This is a genomic window from Arthrobacter sp. YD4, from assembly GCF_030410515.1.
In the GTDB taxonomy this organism is placed as follows: domain Bacteria; phylum Actinomycetota; class Actinomycetes; order Actinomycetales; family Micrococcaceae; genus Arthrobacter.
Genome location: NZ_JAUHHD010000003.1, coordinates 56821 through 75619, shown reverse-complemented (window position 1 = coordinate 75619; position 18799 = coordinate 56821). Strand labels below are relative to the sequence as shown.

At 68.2% G+C, this 18799-nt stretch carries 18 protein-coding genes; all 18 read right to left on the bottom strand.

Annotation, left to right across the window (positions count from 1 at the left end):
- Positions 1–39: 39 nt before the first annotated feature.
- On the bottom strand, positions 40–864 hold the full coding sequence (locus QWJ39_RS08775) for a F0F1 ATP synthase subunit delta (protein WP_290257404.1): 825 nt from the start codon (positions 862–864) through the stop codon (positions 40–42).
- A complete protein-coding gene (locus tag QWJ39_RS08770; protein ID WP_290257403.1) occupies positions 864–1415 on the bottom strand; it encodes a F0F1 ATP synthase subunit B in 552 nt (183 codons plus the stop codon). Before QWJ39_RS08770 ends, QWJ39_RS08775 begins: the two co-directional genes overlap by 1 nt.
- Before the next feature lie 54 nt (positions 1416–1469).
- The gene (atpE, locus tag QWJ39_RS08765; protein WP_003804776.1) at positions 1470–1688 is read right to left on the bottom strand and encodes an ATP synthase F0 subunit C; all 219 of its coding nucleotides are present in this window, start codon (positions 1686–1688) and stop codon (positions 1470–1472) included.
- An 80-nt stretch (positions 1689–1768) separates the two neighbouring features.
- On the bottom strand, positions 1769–2569 hold the full coding sequence (gene atpB / locus QWJ39_RS08760) for a F0F1 ATP synthase subunit A (protein ID WP_146337178.1): 801 nt from the start codon (positions 2567–2569) through the stop codon (positions 1769–1771).
- Positions 2570–2660: 91 nt separating this feature from the next.
- On the bottom strand, positions 2661–2990 hold the full coding sequence (locus QWJ39_RS08755) for a hypothetical protein (protein ID WP_290257398.1): 330 nt from the start codon (positions 2988–2990) through the stop codon (positions 2661–2663).
- Positions 2977–3468, bottom strand: a complete 492-nt coding sequence (locus QWJ39_RS08750; protein WP_290257397.1) for a hypothetical protein — start codon at positions 3466–3468, stop codon at positions 2977–2979. The genes QWJ39_RS08755 and QWJ39_RS08750 overlap by 14 nt, the downstream gene beginning before the upstream one ends.
- 79 nt (positions 3469–3547) lie before the next feature.
- Complete coding sequence (locus QWJ39_RS08745; RefSeq protein ID WP_290257396.1) at positions 3548–4573, bottom strand: glycosyltransferase family 4 protein; 1026 nt, start codon at positions 4571–4573, stop codon at positions 3548–3550.
- Positions 4570–6447: a nucleoside-diphosphate sugar epimerase/dehydratase gene (locus QWJ39_RS08740; RefSeq protein ID WP_290257395.1), complete on the bottom strand. Its 1878-nt coding sequence runs from the start codon at positions 6445–6447 to the stop codon at positions 4570–4572. The genes QWJ39_RS08745 and QWJ39_RS08740 overlap by 4 nt, the downstream gene beginning before the upstream one ends.
- A gap of 99 nt (positions 6448–6546) precedes the next feature.
- Positions 6547–7509 carry a glycosyltransferase gene (locus QWJ39_RS08735; protein ID WP_290257394.1) on the bottom strand — a complete coding sequence of 321 codons (963 nt, stop codon included), beginning with the start codon at positions 7507–7509 and terminating at the stop codon, positions 6547–6549.
- Positions 7510–7514: 5 nt separating this feature from the next.
- Positions 7515–8426, bottom strand: a complete 912-nt coding sequence (locus tag QWJ39_RS08730) for a glycosyltransferase (protein ID WP_290257393.1) — start codon at positions 8424–8426, stop codon at positions 7515–7517.
- 1 nt (position 8427) lies between these two features.
- Positions 8428–9228, bottom strand: coding sequence for an L-threonylcarbamoyladenylate synthase (locus tag QWJ39_RS08725; RefSeq protein WP_290257392.1), 801 nt, complete (start codon positions 9226–9228; stop codon positions 8428–8430).
- A gap of 4 nt (positions 9229–9232) precedes the next feature.
- Positions 9233–10147: a peptide chain release factor N(5)-glutamine methyltransferase gene (prmC, locus tag QWJ39_RS08720; RefSeq protein ID WP_290257391.1), complete on the bottom strand. Its 915-nt coding sequence runs from the start codon at positions 10145–10147 to the stop codon at positions 9233–9235.
- 42 nt (positions 10148–10189) lie between these two features.
- Positions 10190–11263, bottom strand: coding sequence for a peptide chain release factor 1 (prfA, locus tag QWJ39_RS08715; protein WP_290257390.1), 1074 nt, complete (start codon positions 11261–11263; stop codon positions 10190–10192).
- Between the two features lie 245 nt (positions 11264–11508).
- On the bottom strand, positions 11509–13596 hold the full coding sequence (gene rho, locus QWJ39_RS08710) for a transcription termination factor Rho (RefSeq protein ID WP_290257389.1): 2088 nt from the start codon (positions 13594–13596) through the stop codon (positions 11509–11511).
- Between the two features lie 309 nt (positions 13597–13905).
- A complete protein-coding gene (gene thrB / locus QWJ39_RS08705) occupies positions 13906–14892 on the bottom strand; it encodes a homoserine kinase (RefSeq protein ID WP_290257387.1) in 987 nt (328 codons plus the stop codon).
- A gap of 2 nt (positions 14893–14894) precedes the next feature.
- Positions 14895–16001 (bottom strand): threonine synthase, encoded by a 1107-nt coding sequence (gene thrC / locus QWJ39_RS08700; RefSeq protein ID WP_290257385.1) that lies wholly within the window; start codon positions 15999–16001, stop codon positions 14895–14897.
- Entirely contained in the window at positions 16002–17318 is a 1317-nt protein-coding gene (locus tag QWJ39_RS08695) for a homoserine dehydrogenase (protein ID WP_290257384.1), read from the bottom strand.
- Complete coding sequence (lysA, locus tag QWJ39_RS08690; RefSeq protein WP_290257383.1) at positions 17319–18797, bottom strand: diaminopimelate decarboxylase; 1479 nt, start codon at positions 18795–18797, stop codon at positions 17319–17321.
- Positions 18798–18799: the final 2 nt, after the last annotated feature.

Genomic DNA, 18799 nt, shown 5'->3' with positions numbered 1-18799 from the left:
CCGGGGTTTCTTGTCGGTAAGTTGTGCTTGTCCGGCTGACTAGGCAAGCTGTCGCTGGAGCTGGCCCAGGCGGGCGAGGACCGAAGCGTCAACCACTTCGTCGCCTACCTGGATCCGGATTCCACCGATCAGTGCCGGGTCAATGTTCATGTTGAGCTTCAGCTCGCGGCCGTAGAGGGCGTTGAGCGCCGTCTGCAGCCGGCCGGTCTGTTCCTCCGTCAGCGGACGGGTGACGCTGACCGTGGCAATCCAGCGCTGCTGGCGCTTGGCTGCAAGCTCCGCAAAACGGCTGACGAGCCGGGTGACCTTGAGTCCTCGGGGCTGCGCGACGGCCTGGCCGATGAGGACCTTGGCCTCCTCGCTGGCACCGGGGACGAGCTTGGCGGCAAGGGCAGCCTTGGCTGCCTGGCTCGCCTGCGGCTCGGACAAGGCACGCTGAACCTCGTGGCTGGCGTCGACGGCCCGGTTGAAGCTGAAGAGGTCGTTCTCCAGCTCCTCCAGTCCGCTGAGGCCCGAGGCAGAGACTGCCGACTTGTTTTCAGCAACGGCAATGACCACCGTGGCGGCCAGGGTCTCGAGTGCATCGCCGATGTCGCGGGCCGATGCCCAGCGTGAGCCGGCCAGTCCGCTCGCGATCTGCACGGCGTCAGCGGAGACTTTTCCGCTGAACAGCTGCGTGACCAGCGCCGACTTCTCGCTGCCGGTGCGGGACGGGTCGGTCAGGGCGCGGCGCAGGCCAGCGGAGCTGTCCACCGTTCCCAGGATTCCGAAGAGTTCCTTAGCCAACTGCAGCGACGCGTTGGGAAGCGTGGGCTCCAACGCGGCGAGTGCCGCGGTCAGCGATTCGCTCGATACACCTGCCATTACTTAGCTGCACCTGCGCTCTGGTTCTCCAGATCTGCCAGGAAACGATCGACCACGCGGGCCGAACGTGCATCGTCGGTGAGGGCCTCGCCGACGATCCGGTTTGCCAGCGTGGTGGCCAGCGTGCCGACCTCCGCGCGCAGCGACACAACGGCCGCCTGACGCTCGGATTCGATCTGGGCGTGCGCCTGGGCGGTGATGCGGGCAGACTCGGCAGCTGCCTTATCCTTCAGATCCGCCAGGATCTGGGCGCCTTCGGCACGGGCTTCCTCGCGGATGCGGTTGGCCTCGGTGCGGGCATCCGTCAGCTGCTGCTTGTACTCTTCGAGTGCCGCAGTGGCCTCAGCCTGGGCCTTTTCGGCCTTGGCAATGCCGCCCTCAATCGCCTCGGCACGCTCTGCGAAGTTCTTCTCGAACATCGGGACAACGTACTTCGTCACGATGTAAAGGAGGACAGCAAAGCCTACGAGGACGACAAACATTTCCCAGATGTTGGGAACGAGGGGGTTTGACCCGGCCTCGCTGGCGGCTGAGATGATCAGCTGCTTCATATTTCACCCGTCCTTATCTACTCGGTTCTGGATGTTCGCTGGTGTTCTGAAGGTTTACTTGAGAACGAATGCGAAGACCAGGCCGAGGATGGCGAGGGCTTCAGTCAGCGCGAGGCCGAGGAATGCGATCGGCTGCAGGACGCGCTGGGCTTCCGGCTGACGTGCAACGCCGTTGATGTAAGCAGCGAACACGAGACCCACACCGATACCACCGCCGATGGCGGAGAGGCCGTAGCCGATGAGGTTGAGGGAGCCGTTGATGGAGCCTTCCATTTTTCTTCCTTTCAAGATGCCACCCGTGTGGCAGGTTGTTTGGGTTGCTTCATCCCCCGGAGGGGAAGTCTTTTGGAGCCTTAGTGGCTGTCGGCGTGCAGTGCGCCTTCGATGTAGATCGCGGTCAGCAGCGTGAAGACGTACGCCTGCAGCGCCATGATCAGCGCCTCCAGCATGTACATCGCCAGCGAGCCGGCGAGGACCAGAACCGAGGCGCCCTTGAGCAGGACGTTCTCCTGCATGACCAGGAACTCGATGCCGGAGCCGGCAATCATCACGATCAAGTGGCCGGCCAGCATGGTGGCGAACAGACGGAGGCTGTGCGTCACCGGGCGGACCAGGAAGTTGGAGATGATCTCGATCGGGATAACGATCGGAAGAATGTAGACCGGCACGCCGCTGGGGACCGTGGCCAGCTTGAAGTACTTCAGGCCGTTCTTCTTGATGCCGATGGCAATCCAGGTCACGTAGACGATGGCTGCCAGCACGTAGGCGCCGCCGACGTGGGAGAAGCTCGGGAGCTGGATCACCGGGATGGCGCCATAGATGTTGTTCACCAGGATGAAGAAGAACAGGCTGAACAGCAGCGGGACGTACTTGATGAAGTCCTTGCCGCCGATGATGTCCTTGGCGATGCCGTTCCGCACGAAACCGTAGGCGGCCTCGCCGGCGAACTGCAGCTTGCCCGGAACGAGCTGCTGCTTCCGCGCGGCCAGCACGAAGAAGGTGGCGATAATGACGACCGAGAGGATCACCAGCAGCATCTGCTTGGAGAATCCTTCGGCAGCACCCCAGGGCAGGATTGCCGGCAGGTGCATTTGTTCAATTCCGGGAGGAGTAAACTCTCCTGAATCTTGGGCCGGGAGCGCAAGCGCGATCAACGCGTTTCCTCTCTGCAGTGTCCATCATTGGGCGTTGGGCGGGGAGCGACGGCATTGCTGCCAACCAGTCCCCCTCTGAAATTTTTTGGCATTACTGTTCCGCGTCCTTGGACGGGCCACCTGCAGCGCCGTCTTCGCCAGCCGTAGACCGGTGGCTGGTGAGGCCGTGCATATGAGAAAGATAGAACCCTCCCGCAGCTCCAAGCAGGGCGCCTGCGAGCACAATCCAGCGGGTTCCCCACAGATTATCCAGACCCCACCCTATCAAACTCCAGACGATGATTCCGCCAACAATGTAGCTGAACACTGCGATCCCGGCGTTGTATCCGCCGTCGTCGCCGTCCTTTGATACGCCGGGGGCACCGGTGGTACCGCGCGGCTTCCGGGGGGTGTTCTCGTCTCGCTCTTTACGGTCCGGCATGGGGTCCGCCTTCCGTGGAGTCGGGGTCGTTGTAGATCTGCAGCCGGGCCTTGCTGAAGCCGATGATCTCGGCAGCCTGCCAGGCCACGACGGTGACGACGGCGCCGATCAGGAACCAGCGGGCGTGCAGCCATTCCGGGGCACCCAAGACAAACAGGACGACGGCGAAGCCTACGACCTTGATGAAGTAGGTGGCGACGAACATGCCGATCGCCCCGGAGGGATTGTTCCGGCCGACGAAGTGGCCGACCAGCAGGCTGATGGCGAAGAACGCCATCACCAGGGCACCGCCGAAGGTGCTGGAGAGGGCACCGAAGCCGCCATTGAAGATCCAGGCCGGAACGGCCGTCACCGCCAGTGCGGCGGCGGCGGTCACCGAACTGAGCGCCAGCAGGCGCAGCCAGAGCGACGTGGTGGGTCCAGAAACGCCGACGCGACCGCGGCCGGGCGTGCGTCCGGGCTCGGCGTTGGAGGTCATGGGATCCCAATCGTCGCTGGCGGTAAGGGCGGGGGCGCGGAGAAGTCCGCCCCTGAATTCTACACGAGATAGAACATGGCTAGGCCACGGGGAGGCGGGTGACCTTGGATTTGCGGCGGTAGCGGCGGATGAGGTCCGGGCTGGCGACGTACAGCACCAGCACCGCCACGCTGGCCGCGACGCAGAGCGCGACGACGGGCAGCGGCGCCGTCGCGGCGGTGAAGCCTAGGACGATCACGGCAGCGGTGCAGACGGTGACAGCGGCGGAGGACTGCAGGTGCGAGAAGCCGACGTCGGTCAGCCGCTGGTAGACGTGCTCGCGGTGCGAGGCGTACCAGCGCTCCCCCGCCTTGATCCGGCGCAGCAGCGTGTAGCCGGTATCCGCGACGTAGACCAGGATCGGCGAGAGCACGTACTCGACGTACACCCCGGTGAAGAAGCCGGCAATGGCGAGGGCGGCGACGGAGGCGCCGAGGAGGTAGCTTCCGACGTCGCCGAGGAACACAGTGCCCCGGCCCAGGTTCCAGGGCAGGAAGCCGAGGAAGGCCATGGCCAGGATGGCGCCGCCGGCGGTGAGCCAGGGCTGGTCCGAGAGGGAACCGGCGGCCGCGTAGGCGGCGCCCACGGTGACGCCGTGCAACCCGGAGATGCCGTTGATGCCGTCCATGAAGTTGGCGATGTTGACGTAGGCGGCGACCGCGACGGCGGCGAGCGGCAGCCACCAGAAGGACTGGCCCGTCATGACGATCAGCACCGCCGAGCCCGCTGCCCCGATGCCCAGCTGGGCTCCGGCACGGCCGCGGATGGAGAGCCCGCGCAGGTCTTCGGTCCAGCCGACGGCGGCACACGCGCCGATCATCAGCAGCACGACGGCAAACACCGCACGGTTGACGGTGACGGCGCCGGTAAGGACGGCCACCCCGTAGCCGGCCGCGGTGGCCAGCGCCGCGGCCAGGCCCATCCCACGGATGGTGGTCTTCACGTGCGAGGACCGCGCGGACGGCACGTCCACCACGCCGAGCCGGATCAGCCAGGGCTTCACCGCATAGGGCAGCAGCAGGCTGGCCAGGAGCGTGACGGCGGCGGTGACCAGCAGGGCGGTCACGAGGCGACCCGGACGATTCTGATCGGTCCCGTCTCGTCCGACTCGTCGTCGGGGATCTCCGCGATGCTGGCGCCCTGTTCGGCTTCGCAGCGTTCCAGCCAGACTCCGAGGTCCAGCGTGGCCGGGTCCTGTTCGGTGGCGCGGGTGTGCGAGATCTTCGGGTGCAGCGGCCGCTGGTCCAGCTCGCCGGTGCCCACGAGCTCCTCGTGCAGCTTCTCCCCCGGCCGCAGCCCGGTGTAGATGATCTCCACCTTCTTGCCGGACATGGCGATCATGCGTTGTGCCACGTCAAGGATCTTGACCGGTTCGCCCATGTCCAGGATCAGCACGTCGCCGCCGGCGCCGATGGCTCCGGCCTGGATGACCAGCTGGCAGGCCTCGGGGATGGTCATGAAGAAGCGGGTGACCTCGGGATCGGTCACGGTCACCGGACCGCCGACGCGGATCTGCTCGGTGAAGAGCGGAAGCATGGATCCGCGGCTGCCCATGACGTTGCCGAAGCGGACGGAGACGAACCTGCCGCCGGTCTGGCCCGCCATCCAGGCGGTCAGCTTCTCCGCGACGCGCTTGGAGTGGCCCAGGGCGGTGGTGGGGTTCGCGGCCTTGTCCGTGGAGATGTTCACGAAGTGGGAGACCCCGGCACTCCGGGCGGCCTGCAGGACGTTCAGCGTGCCGCAGACGTTGGTCTTCCAGGCCTCGACCGGATACTGCTGCAGCAGCGGCGCGTGCTTCAGTGCGGCCGCGTGGAAGACCACCTCCGGACGGCGGTCGGTAAAGATCTCCTTCAGGGCCTCACCGTCGCGGATGTTCGCCAGCACGGTGTCCCGGCCGGCCAGCAGGCCGCGGCCGGTGATGGAGATCTGGGTCTGCTGGAGTCCGGTCTCGTCGTGGTCGAGCATGATCAGCTCGGCGGGGCCGAACGGCATGATCTGTCGGCACAGCTCGGAGCCGATCGACCCGCCGGCGCCGGTGACCAGCACGCGCTTGCCCTTGATGTAGCCGGCGATCTCGTCGACCTTGATGTCCACCGGGCGGCGGCCGATCAGGTCCTCCACGGCGACGTCGCGGAAGTCGGAGAACCCGGCGGGGGCGGAGCCGCCGAGCATGTCCCGCAGCGGCGGCAGCACCAGCACCCGGATGTTCAGGCCGGCGACGGCGTCGGAAATGCGCCGCACCACGGACGCCTCGACGTTGGCGAAGGCCAGCACCAGGACCGTGGCGCGGGTGCGCCGGATGATGGCGGGAAGGTCTTCGCCGCGGCCCTGGACCTGGACGCCGGAGAGCCGGAGGTGCTTCTTGGCAGGATCGTCATCGATCAGGCCCACCGGGAAGTACGGGGACTCCGGATCCTGGATCATCCGGGTGAGGAGGGAGTTGCCGAGGAAGCCGGCGCCGTAGATGAGGGTGTTCTGCGCGCCGTCGCCGGGCCGGGTGCGGCTCTCGACGTACAGCCGCTTGGCGTAGCGGGCGGCACCCATGAAGAGGCAGGCGAACGGGAACGCGATCAGGCCGACGCTGCGGCCAATGTTGATGGCTTCGTAGAGCACCAGCAGGCTGGCGGTGATGGAGGCGGCGACGATCACGGTGACGAAGACCAGGGCCCGCGCCTCCTGGAAGCTTCCGAACGGGTAGCGGCCGCGGTAGAGGGCCAGCGCGTAGCCGGTCAGCACCTGGACGACGACGGCGATCGCCGCGATCACGGCGGCACCGGCGAACTGCTCGACGCGGATCCCCATCTCGTAGCGCAGCAGCAGGGCCAGGATCACGGCCACCACCCAGGACATGGAGTCCAGGATGAGCTGGATCCAGATCCAGAGGGCCGGCTTTTCGTCCCGGATCTGCTCGGATTCTCGAGGTTCAGATTTCGTAGTCAACAGAGTGTGCAACCGACTTCCAGTACTGCGGCGGCAAGGCGCCTGGGTCAAAAAAGTACCCGCGCGGGACTGTCGGACAGCGCGGAACCTAGAACGATACTAAGCCGTTTCGTTCCCGCGGCCCGCATCTACGGGCAGCGGCGGCATGGGTTTCCAGGTCCTGTCGCGAAGGATTTCGCGCGATTCGCGCCATCCCTGCCAGAGCGCAGCGACCCCCTTGAGGGTGCGTTCGACTAGGACCAGGCGGGCGATTTCCTTGCCGAAGGTCAGCGCCGTTCCGGCCCCGAACCCTGCACGGTTGTACCGGCCGTGGGCCCGGAGGTACTGGGCGACGTGGCCGCGGTTGCGCATCACGTAGCGCCGGCTCAGGTCGGAGGAATCGTTGAGGTGGCGCAGGCCGAGGTCCACCTGGCGCTGCGCCCGCACCTTCCGGATCACGAACGCATTGACGTACACCACCGGCGTGCGCTGCGCGGCGAGCCAGCCGTAGACGGCGTCGTCCCAGGTGATGAAGAAGCGCGGATCGGGAAGGCCGATCTCGCGCGCCACGGACGCCCTGATCAGCATGCCCTCGAAGTTGCCCACGTTGGTGCGGAAGACGTCGGAGTGCTTGAACACGTCGCGGGATACCGGGAGGAAGACGCCGAGGGCGTCGACGAAGTGGTGCTGCCAGAAAAAGGGTTGGCCGTTGGCGTCGTAGCGGCGTCCCACGATGCATGAGTAGTCCGGCGTGAACCTCGCCAGCGCGTCGACAGCCCCGGAAAGGACCTCGACGTCGTCGTCCATCAGCCAGAGCCATTCGGCGCCGGCCGCCAGCGCGAGTTCGACGCCACGGGAGAATCCGCCGGCTCCCCCGGCGTTGGTCTCCAGCCGCTCGTACTGCAGGGGAAGGTCGCCCGCGGTCCTGGCCCGGTCGACCACCGCGGCGGTGCCGTCCGTGCTGGCGTTGTCGACGACGATGATTCCCTCGGGTTTCGTGTCGAGCCTGGCGAAGGAGTCCAGCAGGTTCGCCAGGAACTCCGCCCGGTTGTAGGTGACGACGACGGCGTAGAGCTTCTCCACGCCGCCTAGCCGTTCCGGGCCATCAGGTCCGCGGGTGCGCCGAAGCCCTTGCCCATGAACCCGGTGGAGTAGGCGCGGAACCAGTGTGCCAGCCCCTTCAGGTCACCGGCCTTCAGGAAGTAGTACGGGAAGCCGACCACGTCCGCGCCGAACCAGCGCAGGTTGCGGTATTTCCGGGTCAGGTAGCCACGGTTGCGGAAGTAGCAGTACCGCTTGAAGTTGCCTTCCGGAATGACCGGGGTGATGAAGCCGCCGAAGACCGGCTTCATCTCGGTCCAGGTGGCGGGGTGCTGGACGGCGACGGTGGCCAGGGTGCCGTACTTGAGCCCGGCCTTCTTGACCCGGGACAGGAAGTCGACCTCGTCGCCGCGGATGAAGAACTTCACGTCCGGAATGCCGATCGTGTAGAAGACCTCGGCGCGGATCAGGGCGCCGTTGAAGAAGTGGACCATGTCCGGAAGGTAGCCCATCGGGGCCAGGCGGGACCGGTCGTTGGTGAGCAGGCCGTTGATCCGGAAGTTGAAGGAGAGCCGGTTGGGATCGGCCGTGGCCGCGACCAGGGGACTGATGATGTCCAGCCCGTGTTCGTCGGCGGCCTTGAGGAGCTCCTCGAGGCAGCTGGCGTCCTCCGGGTGCCCGTCGTCGTCCATCATCCAGATCCACTCCGCGCCGGAGGCCATGGCGGCCAGGATCGCGTAGGCGAAGCCGCCGGCTCCGCCAAGGTTCGCCTCGGAGCGCAGGTAGTTGATGTTATCCATGCCCTGCTCGGCCACCAGCCGGTCGGCGGGGTCAGTGCCGGAGTCCACCAGGGCGATCGAGTGGATCGGGGCCGTCTGCGCGGCGAGGCCCTTGAGCAGCAGGGCGAGTTCCTCGTGGCGGTTGAACGTGACGGCCGCGACGGCGACTTTGGGCTGCACTCTAGGCCTCCGGGGTTTCGGCTGCGGGCTTCGCTTCGGCCGGTTCTTCTGCGGCGGATCCGGCTGCTGTCTCCGCGGCCGGTTCTTCTGCGGGCGACTCGGCGGCCGGCTTGGCGGCCTCATCGGCGGTTGCCGGTTCCTCGCCGGCCCCGAGCACGCCGGGCACCACCTCGCGGATCCGTTCCAGGCTGATGGCGCCCTGCCGGACCACGCGCAGCGGCAGCGACGTAGCGTCGATGATGGTCGACGGCGCGGACTCGGCCTCGCCGTCCACGGGACGGCGGCCGCCCTCGAGGTAGACCTCCACGGACTCGGCGAGCATCGTCTCGGCCTCGGCGGCGGTCTGCGCGGCGGGCAGGCCGGTGCGGTTGGCGGAGGAGACGGCGAGTGGCCCGGTCAGCGTCAGCAGGTCCTGGGCGACGTCGTCGGCCGGCAGGCGCAGCGCGACGGTGCCCTTGGTCTCCCCGAGATCCCAGTCGAGGGAGGGCTGGGCGTGCAGGATGAGGGTCAGGCCGCCGGGCCAGAAGGCCTCGGCCAGCTTGCGGGCCTCCGCGGGAACCTCGGTGGCCAGCCCGTCGAGGGCATTCAGCCGCGGAATCAGGACCGGCGGCGGCATCTGCCGGCTGCGGCCCTTGGCGGCCAGCAGCAGGGTCACGGCCATCGGTGAAAAGGCGTCCGCGCCGATGCCGTACACCGTGTCGGTGGGCAGGACGACGCATTTGTTCTCGCGGATCGCCTTCTGGGCGTGTTCCAGTCCGGCCGCGCGCTGGGCCGCATCGTTGCAATCGTAGCTAGTGGTCACTGGCCTATCCTTTCATTCCGGGCTGCGCTTCGCGGTCCGCGCCGCCGGTGGGGCTTGCCAGGCGCCGGGCGCTGGTGGCCCGCTCCCGGCCGTTGAGGTCCAGATGGGTGGTGATGCCGGTCCAGTGGCCGGTGGCCTCCATCATCCGGGCGATCCAGCCGGCCTGCACCTCGGCGTGCTCCATCACGAAGTAGCCGCCGGGGACCAGCAGCCGCGCGGCGGACGCCGCGGCCGCCGTCGGGAGTTCCATGCCGTCCGCTCCCCCGCCGTACAGCGCCTCGGGCGGATCGTGCAGCGCCACCTCGGGTTCGTTGGGCACCGCTTCGGCCGGAATGTACGGCGGGTTGGACACGACGACGTCGAACGTTCCGTCGTGCTCCGGCAGCGCGTCGCGCAGGTCGCCGCGGACCAGCCGGACCCCCAGCGGGAGCAGGTTCTTCGCCGCCCAGGCGTGCGCGAATTCGCTGTATTCGACCGCGTGCACCTCCGCGCCGGGGACCTCGTGCGCAATCGACCCGGCGATCGCCCCCGAGCCGGTGCCAAGGTCCACCACCTTGGGCCTGGCGGGCCGGCCGGGGGCCGCCAGCCAATCGATGACCAGCTGGACCACGGACTCGGTCTCCGGACGCGGGATGAAGACTCCGGGGCCGACGGCGAGCTCGAGGTAGCGGAAGTGCGCCACCCCGGTGATGTGCTGCAGCGGGATCCGGCGCGCGCGTTCGGCCACAAGATCCGCGTACCCCTCCGGCGCCGGACTGTCGCCGAGCAGGAGGGCGCGGAGCCGCCCCGGCCCGACGCCCAGGAGGTGGCCCGCGAGGAGCTCCGCGTCGACCTTGGGGCTCGGCACGCCCGCGGCGGCCAGCACCGCCGTCGCCCCGCGGACGGCGTCGGCGAGGCTCTGTGCGGGATCAGGCGTCATCGTGGTCGGTCATTAGTCTCGTCGGATGGTCGCGCCGGGGCGCTAGTCGCCGATGGCGTCGAGGCGGGACTGTTCGTCCATCTCGATTGCGGACTGGATCACCGGTTCCAGGTCGCCGTTCATCACCTGGTCGAGGTTGTACGCCTTGTAGCCGGTGCGGTGATCCGCGATCCGGTTCTCCGGGTAGTTGTAGGTGCGGATGCGCTCCGAACGGTCCATGGTGCGGATCTGCGACTTGCGCTGCGCCGAGTTCTCGGCGTCGATCTGCTCCTGCTGGTGGGCCAGGATGCGGGCGCGGAGCACGCGCATGCCGGCCTCGCGGTTCTGCAGCTGGGATTTCTCGTTCTGCATCGCGACGACGATGCCGGTGGGAAGGTGCGTGATGCGGACCGCGGAGTCGGTGGTGTTCACGGACTGGCCACCCGGGCCGGAGGAACGGTAGACGTCGATCTTGAGGTCGTTCTGGTTGATTTCCAGTTCCTCGGGCTCGTCCACCTCGGGCAGCACCAGGACGCCGGCGGCGGAGGTGTGGATCCGGCCCTGGGATTCGGTGACGGGCACACGCTGGACGCGGTGGACGCCGCCTTCGAACTTAAGCCGGGCGAAGACGCCTTCGGCGGGGTCGTTGGAGTTGCCCTTGACGGCCATCTGGACGTCCTTGTAACCGCCAAGGTCCGACTCGGTGGCCGAGATGATCTCGGTCTTCCAGCCGCGGGATTCCGCGTAGCGGCTGTACATCCGCAGCAGGTCGGCGGCGAACAGGGCGGCCTCGTCGCCGCCTTCGCCGCCCTTGACCTCGAGGATCACGTTGCGGGCGTCGTCCGGGTCGCGCGGGATCAGCAGGCGGCGCAGCTTGGCGGCGGCCGTCTCAAGGGACTCCTCCAGCTCGGGCACCTCGGCCGCGAACTCGGGATCCTCGGCAGCCATCTCCTTCGCCGCGGCCAGGTCATCGTTGAGTGCCTCCCAGCGGTGGTAGGCCTCCACGATGCCGTTCAGCTGCGCGGACCGCCGCCCCAGCTTCCGGGCCAGCTTCTGGTCGGCATACACAGCAGGATCCCCGAGCTGCGCCTGGATAGCAGCATGCTCATCCAACAGCCCCTGTACGGACTCAAACATTTCAAAACCTCTTTCGACTTCTACAAGTCTAGTAACGCGACGACAAAGGTGGGAAAACAGCGAAGCCGTTCGGTTTCTGCCGCCCCGGGAGTGGCATCGGGCCTGTCGGAGCCGGGTGGCTTGCGATCGGAGATCGCAAGCCACCCGGCGGAGGGGCGGGGGCGGCAAAACCGAACGGCGAAGGCGGGGGCGGAAACCCACGCGGCTCACCGCGCGGAAGTTCCGGCACCCCGCCTTGTACTCAGCTACTTGTCGTTATCGGACTTCGCACCAAGCGTCGTCTTCTGCACCTGCATGAGGAACTCGACGTTGCTCTGGGTCTCCCGGATCTTGTTGGTCAGCAGCTCAAGGCTCTGTTGGGTCTCGAGACCGGAGAGGACGCGGCGCAGCTTCCACATGATCTTGACTTCCTCGGGCGAGAGGAGGTTCTCCTCACGACGGGTGCCGGAGGCGTTGACGTCCACGGCCGGGAAGATGCGCTTGTCCGCCAGCTGGCGGGACAGGCGGAGCTCCATGTTGCCGGTGCCCTTGAACTCTTCGAAGATGACCTCGTCCATCTTGGAGCCGGTCTCGACGAGAGCGGTGGCCAGGATGGTGAGCGAGCCGCCGTTTTCGATGTTGCGGGCGGCACCGAAGAAGCGCTTCGGCGGGTAGAGCGCCGCCGAGTCCACGCCACCGGAGAGGATGCGGCCGGAGGCCGGCGCGGCCAGGTTGTAGGCACGGCCCAGGCGGGTCATGGAGTCCAGCAGGACCACCACGTCCATGCCCATCTCGACGAGGCGCTTGGCGCGTTCGATGGAGAGTTCGGCAACGGTGGTGTGGTCGTCGGCCGGACGGTCGAAGGTGGAGGCGATGACCTCACCCTTGACGGTGCGCTGCATGTCCGTGACTTCTTCGGGACGTTCGTCGACCAGAACCATCATGAGGTGGACCTCAGGGTTGTTCGTGGTGATGGCGTTCGCGATGGACTGCAGGATCAGGGTCTTGCCGGCCTTCGGCGGGGAGACGATCAGGCCGCGCTGGCCCTTGCCGATCGGGGCCACCAGGTCGATAACGCGGGGGCCGATCTTCTTGGGATCGGTTTCGAGGCGCAGCCGCTCGGACGGGTAGAGCGGCACCAGCTTGGCGAACTCCACGCGGTCCTTGAGTTCCTCGGCGGTCTTGCCGTTCACCGAGGTGACGCGGACCAGCGCGTTGAACTTCTGGCGGGCGGACTGCTGGTTGCTGCGGTCTTCGCCTTCGCGCGGGGCGCGGATGGCGCCGACGACGGCGTCGCCCTTGCGCAGGTTGTACTTCTTGACCTGGGCGAGCGAGACGTAGACGTCGTTCGGGCCCGGCAGGTAGCCGGAGGTGCGGATGAACGCGTAGTTCTCCAGCACGTCCAGGATGCCGGCGACCGGCAGCAGGACGTCGTCCTCGGTGACCTCGACGTCGTCGACGTCGGGACCCTGGTTGCGGCCGCGGCGGCGTTCGTTGCGGTCGCGGAAGCGGTCGTTACGGTTGTTGTCCTGGCGGTCGTTACGGTCGTTGCGATCGTTACGGTCCCGGCGGTTGCGGCGGTTCCGACGGCTGCCGCCGTCGTTGTCGTCGTTGTTGTCGCGGTTGTCCCGGTTGTTGTCGCGGGCGTTCTCGCGTCCGGCGTTCTCGTCACGGTTGCCGCGGCCGCGGGTGTTCTCGCGGCGCTGGGCGTCGTCGTTGCCCTGCTCGGCCTGACGCTGTTCACCCTGGCGCTGTTCACCCTGGCGCTGCTCGGGGGCGGGCTGCTCGGCCGGAGCCTCCGTGGCCTCCGCTTGGCCTGCAGCCTGGGCGGCTGCTTCGCCGCGGCGGCGGTTGCGGGTCCGCGGCTGGCGGGCGCGGTCGTTGGTCTCGGCGGGCTGTTCGGCCGGGGCGGCCTCGACGGCCGGCTGGGCTTCCACGGCGGCGGGAGCCTCGGTGGCGGTGCTGATGATGCCGTCGCTGCCGGCGCGGCGGCTGCGGCCACGGCGGGCACGCGGGTTTTCCTGCGCCGGGGCCTCGGCAACGTTGGAAGAAGCAGCGCCGTTGGAAGAAGCGCCGTTCGACGCAACAGCGCCGCTGGAGATGGTTCCGTTGTCGCTGGCCTTCTCGGCAGCGGCGGGGGCCTTGCTCACCGGGGTGCCGGCGCGGTGGGCGGAGATGGCGGTCACCAGATCGCCCTTACGCATCCGGGAACCCCCGGAGATTCCCAACTGGCTGGCCAGGGCCTGCAGCTGGGCGAGCTTCAGGCCGGCGAGGCCGCTGCTCTTGGCGGGTGCTGCCGAAGCAGCAGAAGATGATGAGTCCACAGCTGGAGACAGCTCGGTGGTTTCGGTCACGAAGGATCCTTCCCCCTCGACGGCGTCCAGGCTAGGAGCTGGACGCGGTGATTGATCTGGGCTGCAGTTCAGATCTGCAGCCGGGATTTGCGGCCTTGCCGGACTCAAACCGGCCGGCAAGGCCGGATACTGCTACACCAGGACACGTTCCGAAATGGAGGAACGGCCGGCTGACTTTTCAGGGGTACAGAGTGCTTCTGTAGCGTCCTGCGCCAGACGGAAGCAGGTGGCACCGGAAAATATTGCGCAGTGAAAGATGAGAGTGGGCAACGTGGCCGACATCGCGGTCTTTTGAAAAAGCTAGCGTGATTACCGCCGGTGCACTTCCACTTTAGCACCTTCACTGTCCACGGCCAGCGTCATCACGCGCCAGGACACGCCCGGCGTGTTGGCCGCGGTGTACTCGGCGATGAAGGCCTGCGCCTCGGCCGCCCGCTCCGCACCGTCGGCGAGCACCAGGACCGTGGGTCCGGCACCGGAGACGACGGCGGCGTGGCCGGCGCGGCGCAGGGCGGCTATCAGGTCCGCGCTGGGGCGCATGGCTTGGGCCCGGTAGCTCTGGTGCAGGTAGTCCTCGGTGCCGGGCAGCAGGAAGGCGGGGCTCTGGGTCAGGGCGTGGATCAGGAGCGCGGCGCGGCCGGAGTTCATGGCCGCGGCATGGTGCCCCACGGACGCCGGCAGCAGCGCCCGGGCCGCCTCGGTGGAGAGTTCGTAGTCAGGAACGGCCACCACGGGAACGATGTCCGCGTGCACGACGGCGCAGGTGCTGCTGTACTGGTCACTGTCCTGCCATGACAGCGCCAGTCCGCCGAAAATGGCGGGTGCGACGTTGTCCGGGTGCCCCTCCAGGGTGGAGGTGAACTGCAGGATCCAGTCCTTGCCGCGACGGTCCGCGGCCGGGACCAGGGCGTTGGCCGCCGAGGCTGCCGCCACCACCGCGGCGGCCGAGGACCCGAGCCCCCGCCCGTGCGGGTTGACGTTGTCCGCGGTGATCCGGAGGCCCGCGTGCCGGTATCCGAGCCGGTGCAGTGCCTCAGTCAGCGCCCGGGCCACCAGGTGGCTGGCGTCGCGCGGCAACGTGTCCGCCCCCTCGCCGCTGAGGTCGAATTCCAGTTCCCCGCTGTCGAGGGTCTCCACCGTAAGGGTGTCGTGGAGCGACAGGGCCAGGCCCAGGCTGTCGTAGCCGGGGCCCAGGTTGGCACTGGTGGCCGGGACCCGGACGGTGACGGACTGTCCGGCCGCCACCGTGGGCGTGTCGGCGGCGGACTCCGCCGGGACGGTGAGGGTGGTCTCCACTGCTAGTGCTCTTCCAGTCCCAGTTCCGCGGCGACGGTGACGACGTCGTTGGCGACCTTCACCGGCTGGACGTCGCTGCCATCCTCGGTGCGGAGTGCCCACTGCGGGTCCTTCAGGCCGTGGCCGGTGACGGTGATGACGATCGTCTTGCCGGCCGGGACCTCGCCTGCCTCGTACTTCTTGATCAGGCCCGCGACGCCGGCCGCGGAGCCGGGCTCGACGAAGACGCCCTCGCGGGCGGACAGCCAGCGGTGCGCGGCGAGGATTTCGTCGTCGGTCACGGCCTCGATCACGCCGCCGGATTCGTCCCGGGCGGCGACGGCAGTCTCCCAGGAGGCGGGGTTGCCGATCCGGATGGCCGTGGCGATGGTGTCCGGTTCGGTGATCGGGTGGCCGGCGACGAACGGCGCGGCACCGGCGGCCTGGAAGCCCCACATCACCGGGGTGCGGGTGGCGACGGCGGGCAGCGACCCGGCGGTGGCGGACTCGTAGGGCGCCGAGTATTCCTTGTAGCCCTTCCAGTACGCGCTGATGTTGCCGGCGTTGCCGACCGGGAGGATGTGGATGTCCGGGGCGTCACCGAGGGAATCGACCACCTCGAAGGCACCGGTCTTCTGGCCCTCGATCCGGGCCGGGTTGACCGAGTTCACCAGGAACACCGGGTAGGACTCCCCCAGCTTCCGGGCGATCTCAAGGCAGTCGTCGAAGTTGCCGTCCACCTGCAGCAGGGTGGCGCCGTGGGCGATCGCCTGGCTGAGCTTGCCCATAGAGATCTTGCCCTCGGGCACCAGCACGGCGCAGCGCAGGCCGGCGGAGGTGGCGTAGGCCGCCGCGGAGGCGGAGGTGTTGCCGGTGGAGGCGCACACCACGGCCTTGGCGCCGGCGGCGACGGCGGCCGTCATGGCCATGGTCATGCCGCGGTCCTTGAAGGAACCGGTGGGGTTCATGCCCTCGACCTTGAGGTAGACGGTGCAGCCGGTGAGTGCGGAGAGCTTCTGCGCGTGGACCAGCGGGGTGCCGCCCTCACCCAGGGTGATGACCTTCGTGGCCTCGGTGACCGGCAGGCGTTCGGCGTATTCGCGGATGACTCCGCGCCATTGGTGAGCCACTTAGACCCCTTCTACCCGCAGTACGGATGTGACTGAATTGATGACGTCCAGGCCCTTGACGGCCTGGACGGTGGCCGCGAGGGCGGCCTCGCTGGCGCGGTGCGTGACGATCCGCAGCTCCGCCGAGGTGGCCGGAGAGGACGGTTCGCGGTGCACTGTCTGCCGCATGGTTTCGATCGAGACGCCTTGTTCGGCAAACAGCTGCGCGATCCGCGCGAGCACGCCGGGCTGGTCCGCCACGTCCAGGCCGATGTAGTAGCTGGTGACGGCGGCGTCGATGGGCAGCGCGGGCACGTGTCCGGTGGTGGTCTCGGTGCGGCCGGGGCCGCCCAGGACGATCCGCCGGGCCGCGGACACCAGGTCACCGAGCACGGCGGACGCGGTGGGGGTGCCGCCGGCGCCCTGGCCATAGAACATCAGCTCGCCGGCGTTCTCCGCCTCGATGAAGACCGCGTTGAAGGCGCCGCGGACGGCGGCCAGCGGGTGTTCGCGGGGCAGCAGGGTGGGGTGCACGCGCACCGAGACACCCTCGTTGCCTTCCGAATCACCGAGTTTTTCGGCGATGGCGAGGAGCTTGATGACGAACCCGGCGTCCTTGGCCGCGGCGATGTCCGCCGCCGTGACGCCGGTGATGCCCTCGCAGTACACGTCTTCGAGGGCGAAGCGGGTGTGGAAGGACAGTGAGGCCAGGATGGCGGCCTTCGCCGCGGCGTCGAGGCCCCCGACGTCGGCCGTGGGATCCGCCTCCGCGTAGCCGAGCCGCTGGGCCTCGGCGAGGGCATCGGCGAACTGCGCGCCGGTGCTGTCCATCTGGTCGAGGATGAAGTTGGTGGTGCCGTTGACGATCCCCAGGACGCGGGTGATCCGGTCCCCGGAGAGGCTGTCCCGGATGGGGCGCAGGATGGGGATCGCGCCGGCGACGGCGGCCTCGTAGGAGAGCTGCACGCCGGCCTTGTCTGCCTCCTCGTAGAGGGTGGGGCCGTCCTGGGCCAGCAGGGCCTTGTTTCCGGTGACCACGGAGGCGCCGTGCCGGATGGCGGTGAGGATCAGGCTTCGCGCCGGCTCGATGCCGCCCATCAGTTCGATCACCAGGTCCGCATCCTTGACCAAGGACTCGGCGTCGGTGGTGAACAGGTCCGCCGGCAGTTCGACGTCGCGGCGGGCGCCCGGGGTGCGCACGGCGATGCCGCTGAGCTCCAGGCGGGCACCGGTGCGGGAGGCGAGGGCGTCGGCGTCGTCAATGAGAATCCGCGCTACCTGGGCCCCGACGTTGCCACAGCCCAGCAGGGCCACTTTCAAGGTACGCATTTGCGTCATTCAGACTCCCATGTCGCGGTTCAACAGATCGGCTTCGGTCTCCCCGCGGACAATCAGCCGGGCTGCTCCGTCGCGCAGGGCAACAACGCCCGGACGGGCCAGATAGTTGTAATTGCTTGAGAGGACCCAGCAGTAGGCGCCGGTCCCCGGTACAGCGAGCAGATCACCGGCTGCCACGTCCTCGGGCAGGTATACATCTCTAACAACTATGTCGCCGCTCTCGCAATGTTTGCCCACCACGCGGGACAGCTGCGGGGCCGCGGTGGAGCTGCGGGAGGCCAGGACCGCCGAATAATCCGCGTCGTACAGCACCGGGCGGGCGTTATCGCTCATGCCGCCGTCCACCGACACATAGCGGCGGGGGTACGTAACGTTATCCAAGCCTTCGGCGCCGCCGGCGGGCACCGCCACGTCCACCCGCACGGTTTTCAGGGTGCCGACCTCGTAGAGCGTGAAGGTGCTGGTGCCCACGATCGCGCGTCCGGGCTCGATCGAGATCCGCGGTGCGGTGATGCCAAGCTCGGCCACCTTGGCGCGGACGACGGCGGCCATCGCCCGGGCAATCTCCGCGGGCGGGCGCGGGGCGTCCACCGGGGTGTAGGCGATGCCGTAGCCGCCGCCGAGGTCCAGCTCGGGCAGTTCCACGGAGTACTTCGAGCGCATCGCGGCGAGGAAGTCCAGAAGCTTCTCCGCGGCCACGGCGAAGCCGTCCGGTTCGAAAATCTGCGAGCCGATGTGGCAGTGCAGGCCCAGCAGCTCGATGCTGGCGTGGCCGGCGGCGGCGGCCACGGCCTCCTCCGCGGCGGAGAGCCCTGCCTGCTCGGTGGAGTCGCCGGCCATGGAGAGGCCGAACTTCTGGTCCTCGTGGGCGGTGGCAATGAATTCGTGCGTGTGGGCGTGCACACCCGGGGTCAGCCGCAGCATGACCTTGGCGGTCTCGCCCCGGTTGGCGGCAATCGCCGCGACGCGCTCGAGCTCGGGGAGGCTGTCCACCACGATCCGGCCCAGGCCCATGTCCAAGGCGCGGTGGATCTCGGCGTCGGACTTGTTGTTGCCGTGCAGCGCGACGGCCGCCCCGGGGATGCCGGCGCGGGCCGCGACGGCCAGCTCGCCGCCGGAGGCCGTGTCCAGCCGGAGGCCTTCCTCTTCGACCCAGCGGACGACGGCGGTGCAGAGGAAGGACTTACCGGCGTAGTAGACGTCCACTCCCCCGCAGATGTCGGCGAAGGCCTCGTTGAAGGCGTCCTGGAAGGCGCGCGCCCGGGCCCGGAAGTCGGTCTCGCTCATGACGAAGAGCGGGGTGCCGAACTGCCGCTGCAGCTCGCTGACCGGAACCCCGTCGATGGCGAGCTCGCCGCCGTCGGTGCGGGCGACGCCGGCGGCCCACATCGGCGCGTGCAGGGCATTCAGGTCGGCCGGGACGTCCAGCCAGTCCGGGGCGAGCGGGGACGCGGCGTTGTTGGCGGGGCTTGCGGTCATGA